The organism is Blastococcus sp. SYSU DS0617, from assembly GCF_054051075.1.
Window position 1 is genome coordinate 138,228 of the sequence record NZ_JBJHAO010000009.1, and the last position, 15,624, is coordinate 153,851.

13 protein-coding genes are annotated in these 15,624 nt (G+C 73.8%); 7 read left to right on the forward strand and 6 right to left on the reverse strand.

Features of this window, described 5'->3' with window-relative positions; translation table 11 throughout:
* Window positions 1–97: 97 nt before the first annotated feature.
* Window positions 98–352 carry a WhiB family transcriptional regulator gene (locus tag ACI793_RS12185; protein ID WP_311344033.1) on the reverse strand — a complete coding sequence of 85 codons (255 nt, stop codon included), beginning with the start codon at window positions 350–352 and terminating at the stop codon, window positions 98–100.
* A 339-nt stretch (window positions 353–691) separates the two neighbouring features.
* On the opposite strand from ACI793_RS12185, the gene cofD reads away from it, so the two are divergent.
* From cofD to ACI793_RS12205, 4 genes are all read left to right on the forward strand, one after another.
* A complete protein-coding gene (gene cofD, locus ACI793_RS12190; protein ID WP_456606631.1) occupies window positions 692–1,651 on the forward strand; it encodes a 2-phospho-L-lactate transferase in 960 nt (319 codons plus the stop codon).
* On the forward strand, window positions 1,644–2,717 hold the full coding sequence (locus ACI793_RS12195; protein WP_456606632.1) for a coenzyme F420-0:L-glutamate ligase: 1,074 nt from the start codon (window positions 1,644–1,646) through the stop codon (window positions 2,715–2,717). The genes cofD and ACI793_RS12195 overlap by 8 nt, the downstream gene beginning before the upstream one ends.
* 11 nt (window positions 2,718–2,728) lie before the next feature.
* On the forward strand, window positions 2,729–3,598 hold the full coding sequence (rfbA, locus tag ACI793_RS12200) for a glucose-1-phosphate thymidylyltransferase RfbA (RefSeq protein ID WP_456606633.1): 870 nt from the start codon (window positions 2,729–2,731) through the stop codon (window positions 3,596–3,598).
* 238 nt (window positions 3,599–3,836) lie between these two features.
* A complete protein-coding gene (locus ACI793_RS12205) occupies window positions 3,837–5,549 on the forward strand; it encodes a hypothetical protein (RefSeq protein ID WP_456606634.1) in 1,713 nt (570 codons plus the stop codon).
* A 7-nt stretch (window positions 5,550–5,556) separates the two neighbouring features.
* Here the strand turns inward: ACI793_RS12205 and ACI793_RS12210 are convergent, their stop codons facing one another.
* From ACI793_RS12210 to ACI793_RS12220, 3 genes are all read right to left on the reverse strand, one after another.
* Window positions 5,557–6,348, reverse strand: coding sequence for a DNA-3-methyladenine glycosylase family protein (locus tag ACI793_RS12210; RefSeq protein ID WP_456606635.1), 792 nt, complete (start codon window positions 6,346–6,348; stop codon window positions 5,557–5,559).
* Window positions 6,349–6,604: 256 nt separating this feature from the next.
* Window positions 6,605–7,705 carry a mannose-1-phosphate guanylyltransferase gene (locus ACI793_RS12215; RefSeq protein ID WP_456606636.1) on the reverse strand — a complete coding sequence of 367 codons (1,101 nt, stop codon included), beginning with the start codon at window positions 7,703–7,705 and terminating at the stop codon, window positions 6,605–6,607.
* Window position 7,706: 1 nt separating this feature from the next.
* Window positions 7,707–8,672 (reverse strand): glycosyltransferase, encoded by a 966-nt coding sequence (locus ACI793_RS12220; protein ID WP_456606637.1) that lies wholly within the window; start codon window positions 8,670–8,672, stop codon window positions 7,707–7,709.
* A gap of 142 nt (window positions 8,673–8,814) precedes the next feature.
* Between ACI793_RS12220 and ACI793_RS12225 the strand changes: the two genes are divergently transcribed.
* From ACI793_RS12225 to ACI793_RS12235, 3 genes are read left to right on the forward strand one after another with little or no spacing between them, the layout of a single operon-like run.
* Complete coding sequence (locus tag ACI793_RS12225) at window positions 8,815–10,752, forward strand: arabinofuranosyltransferase (protein WP_456606638.1); 1,938 nt, start codon at window positions 8,815–8,817, stop codon at window positions 10,750–10,752.
* A 54-nt stretch (window positions 10,753–10,806) separates the two neighbouring features.
* Window positions 10,807–11,994 carry a UDP-galactopyranose mutase gene (gene glf / locus ACI793_RS12230; RefSeq protein WP_456606639.1) on the forward strand — a complete coding sequence of 396 codons (1,188 nt, stop codon included), beginning with the start codon at window positions 10,807–10,809 and terminating at the stop codon, window positions 11,992–11,994.
* 7 nt (window positions 11,995–12,001) lie between these two features.
* On the forward strand, window positions 12,002–13,906 hold the full coding sequence (locus ACI793_RS12235; protein ID WP_456606640.1) for a glycosyltransferase: 1,905 nt from the start codon (window positions 12,002–12,004) through the stop codon (window positions 13,904–13,906).
* A gap of 9 nt (window positions 13,907–13,915) precedes the next feature.
* On the opposite strand, the gene glfT1 is transcribed toward ACI793_RS12235, so the two are convergent.
* The gene (gene glfT1, locus ACI793_RS12240) at window positions 13,916–14,839 is read right to left on the reverse strand and encodes a galactofuranosyltransferase GlfT1 (protein WP_456606641.1); all 924 of its coding nucleotides are present in this window, start codon (window positions 14,837–14,839) and stop codon (window positions 13,916–13,918) included.
* Complete coding sequence (gene wzt, locus ACI793_RS12245; protein ID WP_456606642.1) at window positions 14,836–15,609, reverse strand: galactan export ABC transporter ATP-binding subunit Wzt/RfbE; 774 nt, start codon at window positions 15,607–15,609, stop codon at window positions 14,836–14,838. Before wzt ends, glfT1 begins: the two co-directional genes overlap by 4 nt.
* Between the last annotated feature and the right edge of the window lie 15 nt (window positions 15,610–15,624).

The window sequence follows — 15,624 nt, forward strand, 5'->3', positions numbered from 1 at the left end:
GACGGCGACCAGGGCGCGCTGCCCCGAACACAGCGCAGCCGCCGACGGGGATCGTCGGCGGCTGCGGATCGAGCTGCGGCGGAGGGGGTGGGCGACCTCAGACGGCGCGGCGGCGCAGCCGACGGCGCTCGCGCTCGGAGAGACCGCCCCAGATGCCGAAGCGCTCGTCGTTGGAGAGCGCGTACTCGAGGCACTCGGCCTTGACCTCGCAGCCGGTGCAGATCTTCTTGGCCTCACGGGTGGAGCCGCCCTTCTCGGGGAAGAACGCCTCCGGGTCCGTCTCGGCGCACAGGGCGCGCTCCTGCCAGGACTGCGCCTCGGACTCCAGGCCGATGCCCAGCAGCCCGCTGATCCCGGTACCCGAGGGGGCAGCCAGGCCCTGCCCGGCGCCCGCGCCGAACCGGTCGGTCGTCCGGTCGCTCCCGTTGACGTAATCGCTCAACCACGAGACCTCGGCCATGACGATGCTCCCCTCTCGCTCTCGTCCCGGTGCGCGGCTGTCGAGACGTTCCCGAACCGCTCAGCACTCGATGACGTCGACGGAATTACACGCGTGTCGTTGCCCGGCCGTCAACTTTGCTCGGTGTAAGCGACACGCCACACGAGCCCCATCCGTCACGCCCCCTTCGTCACATCTCGTCTGCTCCCCCGACACGCCCGTGGAACAGTGCACAACTGCCTATCGGGCACGATGTGTTTCGTGCAGATCGTGGTGCTGGCTGGTGGGACCGGAGGGGCTCGATTCCTGAGGGGGGTGCGGGCGGCCGCGCCCGAGGCGGACATCACCGCGGTGGTGAACACCGGCGACGACGTGACCCTGCACGGGCTGCGCATCTGCCCGGACCTCGACACCGTCGTCTACACCCTCGGCGGGGGCATCGACGAGGACCGCGGGTGGGGCCGGACGGGCGAGAGCTGGACGGTCAAGGAGGAACTGGCCGCCTACGGCGCGGACCCCGACTGGTTCGGCCTCGGTGACCGCGACCTGGCCACGCACCTCATCCGCACCCGGATGCTCGACGCCGGCTACCCCCTGTCGGCCGTCACCGCGGCGCTGGCCGACCGCTGGCAGCCCGGCGTCACGGTGCTGCCGATGAGCGACCAGCGGGTCGAGACCCACGTCGTCGTGACCGACCCGGAGAACGGGCGTCCGCGCGCCATCCACTTCCAGGAGTGGTGGGTGCGGCACCGGGCGGAGCTGGCGGCATCGGCCTTCGTGCAGGTCGGTGTGGACGCGGCGCGCCCCGGCCCGGGGGTCGCCGAGGCGTTCGCCGGCGCCGACGCCGTCCTGTTCGCGCCGTCGAACCCCGTCGTCTCGATCGGGACGATCCTGGGCGTCCCCGGCATGCGCGAGGCGCTCCTGGCCACGCCGGGGCGCATCGCCGGCGTCTCACCGATCGTGGGCGGTGCGGTCGTGCGCGGGATGGCCGACCGCTGCCTACCCGTCCTCGACATCGAGGTCAGCGCCGAGGGGGTGGGCCGGCACTACGGCGCCCGCCCGGACGGCGGGCTGGTCGACGCGTGGCTGGTGCAGCCCGGCGACGGGGCCGACGTCCCCGGCGTGGACGTCCGGCAGGTCCCGCTGCTCATGTCCTCCCCCGAGGCGACGACGGCGCTGGCCCGCGCTGCCCTGGAGGCCGCCGGTGTCTGAGCCGCCGGCGGGGATCGCGGTCCTCCCGGTGCGCGGGCTGCCGGAGTTCGCACCCGGCGACGACCTCGCCGCCGCGATCGCCGGGAGCGCCCCGTGGCTGGCCGACGGCGACGTCGTGGTCGTGACCTCGAAGGTGGTCTCCAAGGTCGAGGGGGCGCTGGTCCGGGTGGAGCCCGGCGCCGACCGCGAGGCCGCGCGGCAGTCCGCGATCGACGGCCAGACCGTGCGGGTCGTGGCCCGGCGCGGGCCGCTGAAGATCGTGCAGACCCCGCACGGCTGGGTGGTCGCCGCGGCGGGCATCGACGCGTCCAACGTCGACCAGGGCTCGCTGGTCCTGCTCCCGGAGGACTCCGACGCCTCGGCACGCGCCCTGCGGTCCCGGCTCGCGGACCTGCTCGGCGTCGACGTCGCCGTGGTGGTGAGCGACACCTTCGGCCGCACCTGGCGCGAGGGGCTGACCGACGTTGCCGTCGGGTCGGCCGGGATCGCGGCGCTCGTGGACCACCGGGGTGCCGTCGACGCCCACGGCAACCGGCTGGAGACGACCCGGATCGCCCTGGTGGACGAGCTCGCCTCGGCCGCCGACCTGGTCAAGGGCAAGCTCGACGGCGTGCCGGTCGCGGTGGTCCGCGGTCTGCCGCCGGCCCCGGCCGACCCCGACGAGGGCACCCGGCCGCTGGTGCGGCTGCCCGCCGACGACCTGTTCCCCTACGGCTCCCGGGACGTGGTCGGCACCCGTGCCCCCGCCCGCGACCTGGTGCCGCGCGCCGGTGAGCTCGACGCGGTGGCGGCCGCGTTCCGGACCGCCAGCGCGGCGCTGCCGGAGTTCCCGGTGGTGCTGCGCTACGGCGGGGAGGACGACGGCGTCGTCGACGTCCACCTGAGCGACGCGGTGACCACCACGACCGCGGTCAACCTCGGGGCGCTGCTCGGGGCCGCGATCGTGCAGCTGCACGCGGAGGGCTGGGCCACCCGCTGGGAGCCGGCCGCCACGGCCGGTGGCACCTCACTCGTCGGGAGGCTGTGGCTGGGCCTCCGGCCCACCGGGGGCGGCTCCGGTCGGTAGCGTGCCTGCTCATGCGCGGGATCATCCTGGCCGGGGGCACGGGGAGCCGGCTCTTCCCCATCACCCAGGCAGTGAGCAAGCAGCTCATGCCGGTCTACGACAAGCCGATGATCTACTACCCGCTGTCGACGCTGATGATGGCCGGCGTCCGCGAGGTGCTGATCATCACCACCCCCGGTGACTCCGACGCGTTCCGCTCGCTGCTGGGGGACGGCAGCCGCCTGGGCATGCGCATCGAGTACGCGGTCCAGCCGCGGCCCGAGGGCCTGGCGCAGGCCTTCCTGATCGGCGCGGAGTTCCTCGACGGCGAGGCCGCCGCGCTGGTGCTGGGCGACAACATCTTCTACGGCGCCGGCCTGGGGACCGCCCTGGCGCGGCTGCCGGAGCCCGCCGGTGGCCACGTGTTCGCCTATCACGTCGCCAGCCCGCAGGAGTACGGCGTCGTGGAGTTCGACCCCGACGGCCGGGTGCTGTCGATCGAGGAGAAGCCGGCCGCGCCCAAGAGTTCCTACGCCGTCCCGGGGCTGTACTTCTACGCCGGCGACGTCGTCGAGGTGGCCCGGGGCATCACGCCGAGCGCCCGCGGCGAGCTGGAGATCACCGCGGTGAACGAGCACTACCTGCGCGAGGACCGGCTCACCGTCACCGTGCTCGACCGCGGCACCGCCTGGCTGGACACCGGCACGTTCGCCTCGCTGCGCCAGGCCACGGAGTTCGTCTCGGTGGTCGAGGAACGACAGGGCCTCAAGATCGGCTGCATCGAGGAGGTCGCCTGGCGCAACGGCTGGCTGGACGACGAGGGTCTGGAGCGCGCGGCCGGGCCGCTGGGCAAGAGCGGCTACGGCGACTACCTGCTGGGCCTGCTCGCCGAGCCGCACTGAGGCCGGCAGTGGGCATGCCGGCAGCCGACGGGCGCCCTGCCCCGGAGCCGGACCGCGCCTAGGCTGGGAGGCGAACCGCCCGAGCCGGCCGTTGCCGCCGGCGGTGGCCGCCGGGACGACCGTGCAGCCAGCGCAGGACGGACGAGCCACAGTGCCCCGCACCGCCCAGGACCGCCCTCCCGAGCCCACGGAGAGACCACCGGGGCAGGTCCCGGCCACCGCGACGCCCCGGGGCCGCATGCGCAACCTCGAGAAGGCCCTCTACGCGGCGGTCCTGCTGGGCATCCTGGGCGCCGGCTGGGCCCGTCGCTGGACGTCGGACGACGCGTTCATCAACTTCCGCGTGGTCGAGAACCTTCTCGCCGGCAACGGCCCGGTCTTCTCCGCCGGTGAACGGACCGAGGTGGCCACGAGTCCTGCCTGGCTCGCGCTCCTGACCGTGGCGGAGTGGCTGGTGCCGGGGGACGGCGTCGCCTGGATCTCCGTGGTGCTCGGCCTGGTCGGGACGGCGGCCGGGGTCCTGCTCGCCATGCTCGGCGCACGCGCCCTGTTCGGCGGGACGGCGGCACCGCTGTCCGTCCCCTTCGGGGCTGTCGTCCTCCTGGCTCTGCCGCCGACGTGGGACTTCACCACCTCGGGGCTGGAGACGGGCATGTCCTTCGCCTGGCTGGGCGCGTCCTTCTGGGGGCTCGTGCGCTGGATGCAGAGCGAGCGGCGGTGCGCCGGCCGGCCGGTGTGGCTCTACGTGCTACTCGGCGTGGGCCCGCTCGTCCGGCCCGACTTCGCCCTCATCGCCGGGGTCCTGCTGCTGTGGACCACCGTGTCCGCCGTCGGCCCCTGGTGGCGGCGGCTGCTGGGACTGGCCGCCGCCGGGCTGCTGCCGATCGCCTACCAGGTCTTCCGGATGGGCTTCTACGGGCTGCTCGTCCCCAACACCGCCGTCGCGAAGGAGTCCGGCCGCCCGCTCTGGGGACGCGGCACGGACTACCTGGTGGACCTCGTGGCGCCGCACCTGCTCTGGGTCCCCGGCCTGCTCCTCGTCGCGATGCTCGTCGCCCTGCTGCCCTCGCTCGCGTGGCGGGCCCGCGAGTGGTCGCTCGTCGGCGCCGTGCTCCTGGCGGCCGTGGCGCACGCGCTCTACGTGGTGCGGGTCGGCGGGGACTTCATGCACGCCCGGCTGCTGATGCCGAGCCTGTTCCTCCTCCTCTGCCCGTTCGCCGCAGTGCCGTTCGTGCGGGCTCGCGCCTGGACCGGCGCCGCCGTCCTCACCGTGACCGCGGTCTGGGCGCTGGCCTCGGCGGCGATCCTGCGCACCGACTACGCGGGGAGCGTCTCCGCCGACGGCATGATCGCCGACGAACGCGGCTTCTACGCGGGCCTGGCGGGGGTCGCGAATCCGGTCACGCTCGAGGACCACGGCGGTACCGGACTGGCCGACTACGTCGACCGGGTCAACCAGCTCGCCGCCGACGGCGAGGACCTGGTGGTGCTCCAGGTGACGCCCGTGCGACCCGACACCGAGCTCGAGGTGCTCGCGCCCTCGTCGGGTGGCGTCGTCTTCTCCGTCGGGAACGCCGGGTTCTACGGGTACGCCTCCGACCTCGACGTGTTCGTCCTCGACGGCCTGGGCCTCACCGACACGGTCAACAGCCACATCGAGGCCGGGCCGCCCGGGCGGCCGGGGCACGAGAAGATCTACCCGGCCTGGTACCTGCTGGCCCGCTACGGCTCGCCCGAGCTGGCCGAGCGCCAGGTCGAGGACCTGCCCGCCGTCGAGCTGGTGGCGGCCTCGCGTACCGCGCTCGCGTGCGGGGACCTGGCCGAGCTGGTGGAGGCGACGACCGAGCCGCTGACCTGGCAACGCTTCGGGGAGAACGTGGTCGGTGCGCCGGATCGCACCTCGCTGCGCATCCCGATCGACCCGTTCGCCGCGGAGCGGCGGTTCTGCTGAGCGGTGCTCAGATCCGGCGGTGGTCGGAGGGCGCGTTCCGGGGCCCGAACCGCGGCGCCCGCGCCACCCCGTTGACCAGCAGCAGCCGCACCACCCGGTGCCGCTGCCCCGTCCAGGGCGCGAGCAGCGCCATCATCGTGTCGTCGTCGGTGCGGGCGGCGCCGGTCAGCGCGAAACCGACCTGGTTCTTCAGGTGGAAGTCCCCGTAGCTGACGGTGTCCGGGCAACCGAAGACCCGCTGCACCACCTCGGCCGCGGTCCACCGGCCGATGCCGGGGACCGTCGTCAGCCGGCGCCGCAGGTCCGCCGGGTCGACCGCCTCGGGCGGCTCCATGCGGGCGGCGACCGTCGTGACGGCCCGCAGCGCCCGGCGGCGGGCACCGTCCAGACCGCAGCGGTGCCACTCCCAGTCGGTCACGTCGAGCAGCCGGCGGGGCGACGGCGGCACCCGCATGCCCTCCGGCGCGGGTCCGGGCGCCGCCTCCCCCGCCAGCCGCAGCAGCGCCCGCCACACGCGGTGCGCCTCGATCGTGGTGACCTTCTGCTCCAGGACGGCGGGCACCAGGGAGTCCCACGTCCGCTCGGTGCGCCCCAGCCGCAGCCACGGCGTCGTGCGCTGCAGCCGGGAGAGCAGGGGGTGACCGCCGCAGTCCAGCGCGGCCGCGTCGTCCTCCGCGCCGAGCCAGGCGGGTACCCGCCGGCCGGCCCACTCCGCGCCCGGCCCCCAGGCGGCGATGCGCACCTCGCCGGCCACCACGGTGATCCGGACGGTGGCCGCGCCCTCCGGCGTGGTGGTCACCCGCCACGTCCCGTCGGCCTCGAACCGCAGCGTGGGGTCACCCGCCCCGCGTAGGTGCACCGCCAGCGTGCGCCGGACGTCGAGCGGCCAGTCCGGCCGGAAGGCCGACTCGACGGCAGGGGCGGTTCCCGGCGTACGGGCCGGCGTGGTGGTGCTCAGGGCGCGCTCCGGGGTACGAGGTGGCTCTGCTCGCCTCGGGGTGGGTCAGCGGGGCACGACGGTACCCGGGATCAGCGGGGCGCCAGCGGGCTCCGGCTCAGCTGAACCGGTCGCCGTGCCGGGACTCCACCTCGGCGAGCAGCTGCTTGACCCGCTCGGCGTCGCCCACCGGGCAGACCATGGTCACGTCCGCCGTGTGCACCACGACGCAGTCGCGGATGCCGAACAGCACCACCAGGTGGTCCGGGTCGTCGGAGAGGACGACGTTGCCGGAGCTGTCCAGCAGCACCCGCAGGCCCCGCCCGGCGTTCCCGTCGTCGTCGGTCTCCAGGGTGTGGGCCAGCGCCGGCCACGACCCGATGTCGAGCCACTCGACGTCGAGGTCGACGACGGCGACCCGCCCCGGCTCGGCGGCCGCGGGCTCCAGGACGGCGTAGTCGACGCTGATCTTCGGCAGCGTCGGGAAGACCTCGGCCAGGACCGCGTCCCGCTCCGGTCCGGCCGGCGCGGCCACGATGCGGGCCAGGCCCTCCGCCGACTCCGGGAGGTGGTCGGCGAGCGCGTCGAGCACGGTCTGCGCCCGCCAGACGAACATGCCGGAGTTCCAGACGTACTCACCGGACGCCAGGTACGCCTCGGCGGTCGCGCGGTCGGGCTTCTCGCGGAAGGAGGCCGCCTCGGCCGCGCCGGGCACCTCCGTCGGCGCGCCCTTCTGCACGTAGCCGAACCCGGTCGCGGGCGAGGTCGGGGTGACCCCGAGGGTCACCAGCGCCGTCGGCCGCACACCGAGGACGTCGTAGGCGGTCGTCAGCGCCGTCACGAACCGCTCGACCGGCCGGATGACGTGGTCGGCGCTGACGACGGCGAGCTCCGCGTCCGGGTCGACGTCGGCGACCAGCGCGGCGGTGAGCCCGACGGCGTTGGCGGTGTCCCGGGCCGTCGGCTCCAGCACCAGCCGGTCGGGGCGCAGCCGGGGCAGCGCCGCGCGCACCATGTCGGCATAGCGGGCCGCGGTGCACACCCAGATCCGGTCGGCCGGCAGCACCGCCTCGAGCCGGGCGAAGGCCTCGGCCAGCAGGCTGTGCGCACCGCCGTCGTCATCGGCCACGACGTCGAGCAGCTGCTTGGGGCGCTGGGCGCGGGACAGCGGCCACAGCCGGGTGCCGGAACCGCCGGCCATGATCACCGCGTGCCGCACCTCAGCGCTCCCCGGGGCCGTCGGCCGGCGCGGTCGCCGGGCGTCCCTGGCCCGCGCCGAGGACGTCGAGGTCGGCGGCGCGGCGCTGGAACCGGGCGCCGGCGGCCACCCGGCCGCTGACGTAGGAGAGCAGCATCCGGGCACCGAGCCCGGCCCGGAGCGCGCCGCGCAGCGGCAGGTGCGAGCGGCCGGGGTACTGACCGGACATGTAGCGCAGCGCGCTGGCGTGGTGCACCCGGCGCATGCGGTACGGGTCGCGCTGGGTCGCGTGCCCGCCCTCGTGCACGACGACGGCGGAGGGCACGTAGACGTGCAGCCAGCCGCGCCGGCCCAGCCGTTCGGCGAGGTCGACGTCCTCGAAGTACATGAAGTACCCCGGGTCGAAGCCGCCCACCGACCAGAACGCCTCGAGGTTGATCAGCAGGCAGGACCCCGACAGCCAGCCGGCCGGCCGCTCGCGCGGCGCCTCCCGCTCGCGGCGGTAGCGCGCCGTCCACGGGTTGGCCGGCCACGCCCAGCCGAGCAGCGCGTGCCCGGCACCGGTGGACAGCCGCGGCAGGTCCCGGGCCGAGGGGTAGAGGTCGCCGTCCGGCGTCTTGATGGCCGGGCCGATGGTCGCCGCCCGGGGCCAGCGCTCCGCCGCCTCGAGGAGCGCGTCGATGGAGCCGGGCTCGAAGTGCAGGTCGGGGTTGGCGACGATCGCGTAGCCGCTCGTCCGCCCGGCCAGGCCGGCGTTGGCCGCGGCGCCGTAGCCGATGTTGCCCCCGGTGCTGAGCACCCGGACGTTCCCGTGCTCGGCAGCCGCGCGCTCCGGTTCGCCGTCGGTCGAGCCGTTGTCCGCCAGGACGATCTCCACCGGGCGGCTGGTGGCGCCCGCGATCGACTCGACGAAGCCGCGCAGGACCGCGCCGGGCGAGTAGGTGACCGCCACCACCCTCAGCGGGAGGTCGGCAGGGACGGATGGCATGACAAGAACGTAACGGGCGGGGGAACCGGACAGGTGCGACCGCCCGCTCTCCCCCTCGGGAGGGTGGGTGGTCGTGTATGCAGTGGACCGTAGCCGCGGGGCTCCCGGACCCGCCCCCGCACGACGACCACCGAGGGCGGAGATGAACACGCAGGTGTCCCCGAGGACGACCCCGACCGGGCCGGCCGCCTCCCCGTCGCGGCCCGCCGGCCGGGCCGGCGGGCCGCAGGTGCTCCTCCCGTGGGTCCTCGTCCCGCTCGCCGTCCTGGTGGGCTACCTGCTGCTGCCCCCGGCGGCCGAGCTGCGCAGCCAGTACCAGGCATCGGCCCTCGTCCTGGTGTCCACCCCGCTGCTCGCCTGGTTGCTGACCCGCCGCACGCCGGTCGCCCACCACTGGGCGGGAGCGGTCGTGGCCGCGCTGCTGCCCGCGCTGACCCTCGTCTCGCTGAACGGGACCGACTGGTTCTTCTCCGGTCCGCGTGGGGACCAGTCGTTCCGCATGGAGTACGTCACCCGGTTCGCCGACTCCCTGGCGCTGCAGGACTACACCTACCGGGACGTCCCGGCGTTCTACTCCCCCGGCTGGTTCTGGATCCAGGGCCTGGTCGCGCAGCTCACCGACGTCGAGGCGTGGCGGCTCTACAAGTGGGCCTCGATCGTCACGCTGTACCTGGTGGTCGTCGTCGCCTTCGCACTGTGGCGGCTGACCTGCGGCACCCGGCTGACGGCCCTGCTCGTCGCGGTGACGGTGGTCGGGCTCCCGGCCGTCGGGGCGGGCTGGCTGGGCGCCCAGACGCTGATGTTCTCCGGGGCGTACGAGCCCTACGCGTGGCTCGTCGCCCTGCCGCTGCCCGCGCTGCTGACCTGGTTCGCGAGCGCCCGGGGCCCGTTCTCCTGGCGCCGCGGCCTGGCGCTCGGGGTGGCGCTGGCAGCGGCCGCGTGGCTGTACCTCCTGTACGCGCTCGTCGCCGTCGTCAGCGTGCTCGTCCTGGTCGCGTGGCGGCGGCGCGACTCCTCCCGGCTGCGCGAGGTCGCGGTCGCCGGGCTCACCTCCGTCGTGCTGGTGTCCCCGTGGCTGGGCCGGTTCCTGGTCGAGTACGTGGCCGCCGGGCTCCCGCCCGCGGCCGCGACCACCTGGGTCGAGGAGGACTCCTACGTCAACCTGGTGACCATCAGCGCCTCCCCCTGGCTGTGGGTGGCGCTGGTGGGGGCCGTCGGGCTGCTGGTGCTCGACGGGGAGCGGCACCCGCGGGTCCGCGGCCTCCAGGCCCTCGGCGTCGCCGTGCTGCTGCTGGGCGTCGTGCAACTGGTGGCCGGTCAGGCATCGAACGGCGTCCTGTTCCACCGGGTCCTGCTGGTGCTCGGGCTCTGCCTCCTCGCCGGGGCCACGCTGACGCTCGCGGCGGTCGGCCCGGACCTGCGCACCCGCGCCGTCGGCGCCTGGCCGAGGCTGCCGCTGCGCCGGCTCGCCTTCGCCGCGCTCACCGTGCTGCTGTTCCTCAACCTCTCGGCGCACGCACGCGAATGGATGAACCGGGACGTCGACCTGAGCCGGCTGGCCCACAACCACCCGTATCCCGACGGCAGCCTCCCCGCACTGGCCTCGACCGAGGGGCGGGAGGTCGCCGAGGACGAGGAGGGCGGCGACGTGCCCGTGAACCAGCTGGCCGACGCCATCCGCGACTCGGCGCGCGCAGCGGGGCAGGAGGAGACCGGCGTCGTCCTCACCGACCGCATCTCGCTGCTGGCGACCCAGCCCTTCCACGCCTACCAGCAGTGGTGGGGGCTCTACGCCAACCCGCTGGGCGAGTACGCGGAGCGCCGGTCCTTCCTCGAGTCGCTCGAGGGGCTGCCGGCCGACGACGTCGTCGAGCGACTGCGCGCCGACGAGCGGGCGCCGTCGGTCTTCGCCCTCGAGGTGGAGGACGAGGAGGTGACCTTCGACTCGACCGACCGCGACGCGGGCGGCGACCGCGGGAGCGCCTGGTCGGTCGGCTTCCCCGTGGAGCTGTTCGAGGGGCCCGATTTCGAGACCACGCGCGTCGGCGACTGGCTCGTGGCGGCCCTCCGGAAGGGGTGAGGCGCCCCCCGGCGCGCCCGGCCGAATCGCGTCCGGCCGGTATCGTCACCACCCGTGACCTCCACCGGACCTGAACTCGTCGTCGTCGGCTCCGGGTTCTTCGGCCTGACCGTGGCCGAGCGCGTCGCCACCCAGCTGGACAGGAAGGTGCTGGTCATCGACCGGCGCGACCACATCGGGGGCAACGCCTACTCCGCGCCCGAACCGGAGACCGGCATCGAGGTGCACGTCTACGGCGCCCACCTCTTCCACACCTCGAACGAGCGGGTGTGGAACTACGTGAACCAGTTCACCGAGTTCACGAAGTACCAGCACCGCGTCTTCAGCATCTACCAGGGCCAGACGTACTCGCTGCCGATGAACCTGGCCACCATCGGCCAGTACTTCGGCCGGAGCTTCTCCCCCGGCGAGGCCCGCGCGCTGGTCGCCGAGCAGGCCGGCGAGATCGACACCGCCGAGGCCGCCAACCTCGAGGAGAAGGCGATCTCCCTCATCGGGCGCCCGCTCTACGAGGCCTTCATCCGCGGCTACACGAAGAAGCAGTGGCAGACCGATCCCACCGAGCTGCCGGCCGCGATCATCGCCCGGCTCCCGGTCCGCTACACCTTCGACAACCGCTACTTCAACGACACCTACGAGGGTCTGCCCAAGGACGGGTACACCGCCTGGCTGACCCGGATGGCCGATCACCCGAACATCGAGGTCCGGCTCTCCACGGACTACTTCGACGTGCGGGACCAGCTGCCCACGGACGTGCCCACGGTGTTCACCGGCCCGATCGACAAGTACTTCGACTACGAGGCCGGCGAGCTGGGCTGGCGCACCCTGGACTTCGAGACCGAGGTCCTGCCGATCGGTGACTTCCAGGGCACGTCGGTGATGAACTACGCCGACGAGGACGTGCCCTGGACCCGGATCCACGAGTTCCGGCACTTCCACCCGGAGCGGGACTACCCCACGGACAAGACCGTCGTGGTGCGGGAGTACTCGCGGTTCGCCACGAGCGGCGACGAGCCGTACTACCCGATCAACACCCCCGAGGACCGCGCCAAGCTGGAGCGCTACCGGGAGCTGGCCGCGAAGGAGGCCGCGGAGAAGCGGGTTCTCTTCGGCGGCCGGCTGGGCACGTACAAGTACCTCGACATGCACATGGCGATCGGGTCGGCCCTCACCATGTTCGACAACCGCATCCGGCCCTTCTTCGACCAGGGCGGGTCGCTCGACGGCCGGCTGGAGGACTGACTCCCTGATGACGACGACCACCGCGCGACCCGACGTCGCCGGACCCACCGACGCCGCCGGCCCGGCCGGCACCCTCCTGCAGCGGGTCCTCCTGCCGCGCCCCGAGGACCCGGCGAAGGTGCGCACGCTCTACGTCGAGGAGACCGCGCACCGGCTGCAGGTGGCCGACCGCGCCGGTGGGTCACTGGGCGCCGGCTCGGAGGTCTCGTTCGCGACGTACTTCAACGCCTTCCCGGCGGGCTACTGGCGGCGCTGGACGACGCTGCCCAGCGTGCTGCTGCGGCTGGAGCTGCGCGGCACGGGCCGGGTGGACGTGCACCGCTCCAAGGCCGACGGCACCGCCGTGCACGAGCGGTCGGTCCCGGTCACCGGGGACGGCACCGTCGAGCTCGAGCTCGACCTCACGCCGTTCGTCGACGGCGGCTGGTACTGGTTCGACCTCGTCGCCGACGAGGACCTCGGCCTGGTGCAGGCCGGCTGGTACGCCAGCCGGGCGCCCGAGCGCGAGGGCCGCCTGGCGGTCGGCATCTGCACCTTCAACCGCCCGGCCGACTGCGTGGCGGCGATGTCGACCATCGCGTCGGACCCCGTCGTCTCCGGAGAGTTGACCGCCGTCGTCGTCGCCGACCAGGGCAACAAGAAGGTGCGCGACGACGCCGGCTTCGCCGAGACGGCGGCCGCGCTGGGTGACCGGCTGCACCTGGTCGAGCAGGGCAACCTCGGCGGCAGCGGCGGCTTCGCCCGCGCCATGCACGAGACGCTCGAGCACACCGACGCCACGCACCTGCTGTTCCTCGACGACGACGTGCAGCTCGAGGCCGACAGCCTGCACCGCGCGCTCACGTTCAGCCGGTACACGTCCGCCCCGATGCTCGTCGGTGGCCAGATGCTGCACCTGCAGAACCGTTCCGTGTTGCACACGATGGGCGAGGTCGTCGACCGGCACGCCTTCCTGTACCGCCCGGCGGCGCACGCGCAGATGCAGCACGACTTCGCCGAGGAGTCGTTGCGGGAGACCCCGGAGCTGCACCGCCGGGTCGACGTCGACTACAACGCCTGGTGGATGTGCCTGATCCCCCGCGAGGTGCCGGAGAAGATCGGGCTGCCGCTCCCGCTGTTCATCAAGTGGGACGACGCCGAGTACGGGCTGCGCGCCAAGGCCGCCGGCTACCGGACGGTCACCCTCCCCGGCGCGGCGATCTGGCACCTGGCCTGGACCGACAAGGACGACGTCAGCGACTGGCAGGCCTACTTCTTCGCCCGGAACCGGCTGATCGCGGCGGCGCTGCACAGCCCGCACACCGACGGCGGCGGCATCCCGGCCAGCGCGGTCAAGGCCGACCTCAAGCACCTGCTGAAGCTCGAGTACTCGGCGGTCGCGCTGCACATCAAGGCCTACGAGGACTTCCTCGCCGGGCCCTCGACGGTGTTCGCGTCCCTGCCCACGGCCCTGGCCGACGTGCGGGCGCTGCAGCAGCAGTACCCCGACAGCCGGGTGGTGACCACCGACGTCCCGGACCCGGAGATGGACGCGGTCGTCGTCGAGGGCATGGCCGAGCCGCCCGTGGGCAAGGTCGCCATCGCGAAGGCGCTGGTGCGTGCGGCCCGCCAGGCGGTCCGGCCGGCCCGGCCGGCGGACGACCGGCCGCAGCTGCAGGTGCCGGCCCAGGACGCCCAGTGGTTCGTGCTCTCCCGGCTGGACAGCGTCACCGTGGGCACGGCCGACGGCCGCGGTGTCACGTTCCGGCACCGCGATCCGGCCACGGCAAAGCGGCTCGGGAAGCGCTCACTGGAGCTCAACCGGGAGATCCGCCGCCGCTTCCCCGAGCTCTCGCAGCAGTACCGCGCGGCCTTCGACGAGCTGACCTCCCAGGAGGCGTGGCGCACCGCGTTCGGGCTGCCCGACGGCTGAGGGGCGCCCTCAGGGGCGGGTGAACCGCTCCCGGCGCCCCTGCCGGACCAGGCCCAGCCAGGTGCGCAGGCCCGCGAGGTCGCCGCGGGCGAGGAAGAACCAGGAGAACCGCACCAGCTCCAGCGGGAACAGCCAGCGCATGCCCGGCTGCGCCATCAGGTACCCGCGGTTGCGGTAGGTGAAGAAGCGCTTGGTCTCGTCGGCCGGGTACTGCGCCGACAGCCGCCCGCCCAGGATGGGGCGGAACTCCTCGGTGCCCTCGGGGTGCAGGTAGGCGGCGCGCAGGCAGGTGCCGAACCGCAGACCGGACCGGACCAGGCGGCGGTGCACCTCGGTCTCGTCCCCGCGCAGGAAGAGCCGGTAGTCCGGCACCCCCACGGCGTCGAGCGCGTCGGCCCGGAACAGGGCGCCGTTGAACAGCGAGGCGTACCCGGGCAGCAGGTCCATGCCCGCGAAGTCGGCGCGCGTGCGGCGCCAGCGCAGCCCCCGGCGCAGCGGGAAGGCCAGCCGGTCCGGGTCGGCCTTGTCGACGACGGCCGGGGAGACCTCGGCCAGGTCGTGGGTGCGCGCGCACTCGAGCAGCGTGGCCAGGACGGTCTCGTCGGCCGGACGTCCGTCGTCGTCGGCGCACCAGACCCACGCGGCCCCCTGCGCGAGGGCGGTGAGGATGCCCAGCGCGAAGCCCCCGGCGCCCCCGAGGTTGCGGTGCGAGGGCAGGTAGACGGTGGCGACGTCGGCCGCCGCGACCACGGCAGCGGTCTCCTCGTCCGCCCCGTTGTCCACGACCACGACGCAGTCGACCGGCCGGTCCTGCCCGGCCAGGGCGGCCAGGCTCTCGGCCAGCAGCGCCGGGCGCCGGTGGGTGACGACGACGGCGACGACCGGTCCGGTCTGCTCCGCGCCGGCGGCCGGGGCGGGGACCGGGGCGCTCACGTGCGGCTCGCCGCGTCGTCGAGCCAGGGGTCCCGGCCCTTGTAGGCCGTGAGGACCTCGCGCAGGCTGCCGCGCTGCTTGACCCGGCCGTGCTCCATCCAGATGGCCGAGGTGCACAGCCGGCGGAGGAACTCGTCGGAGTGGGAGGCGAAGACCAGCAGACCGGCCCGCTTGACCAGTTCCTCCAGGCGGTCGCGCGCCTTCTCGAGGAAGGCGGCGTCGACGGCGCCGATGCCCTCGTCGAAGAGCAGGATCTCCGGATCGATGCTGGTCACGACGCCGAGCGCCAGCCGCACCCGCATCCCCGTGGAGTACGTGCGCAGCGGCATCGCCAGGAAGTCGCCCAGCTCGGTGAAGTCGGCGATCTCGTCGATCCGCGACTCCATCTGCTTCCGGCTCATGCCCAGGAAGAGGCCGCGGATCATGATGTTCTCGTAGCCGGAGATCTCCGGGTCCATCCCGACGCCGAGGTCGAAGACCGGCGCAACCCGCCCCTCGATGTGCGCCGTCCCACTGGTCGGTGCGTAGATGCCCGACAGCAGCCGCAGCAGCGTCGACTTGCCCGCCCCGTTGTGCCCGACCAGGGCGACGCGGTCGCCCTCCTCGATCGTGATGTCGATGTCGTGCAGGGCCTGGATGACGGGCACCTTGCGGTCGTCGGAGCTGATGTTGCCGCCGACCATGCCCAGGACGGCCTTCTTCAGCGACCGGGTCTTGGCGTCGAAGATGGGGAAGTCGACGCTCGCCTGCCGGGTCTCGATGCGGACCACGTGGGTTGTTCCTCT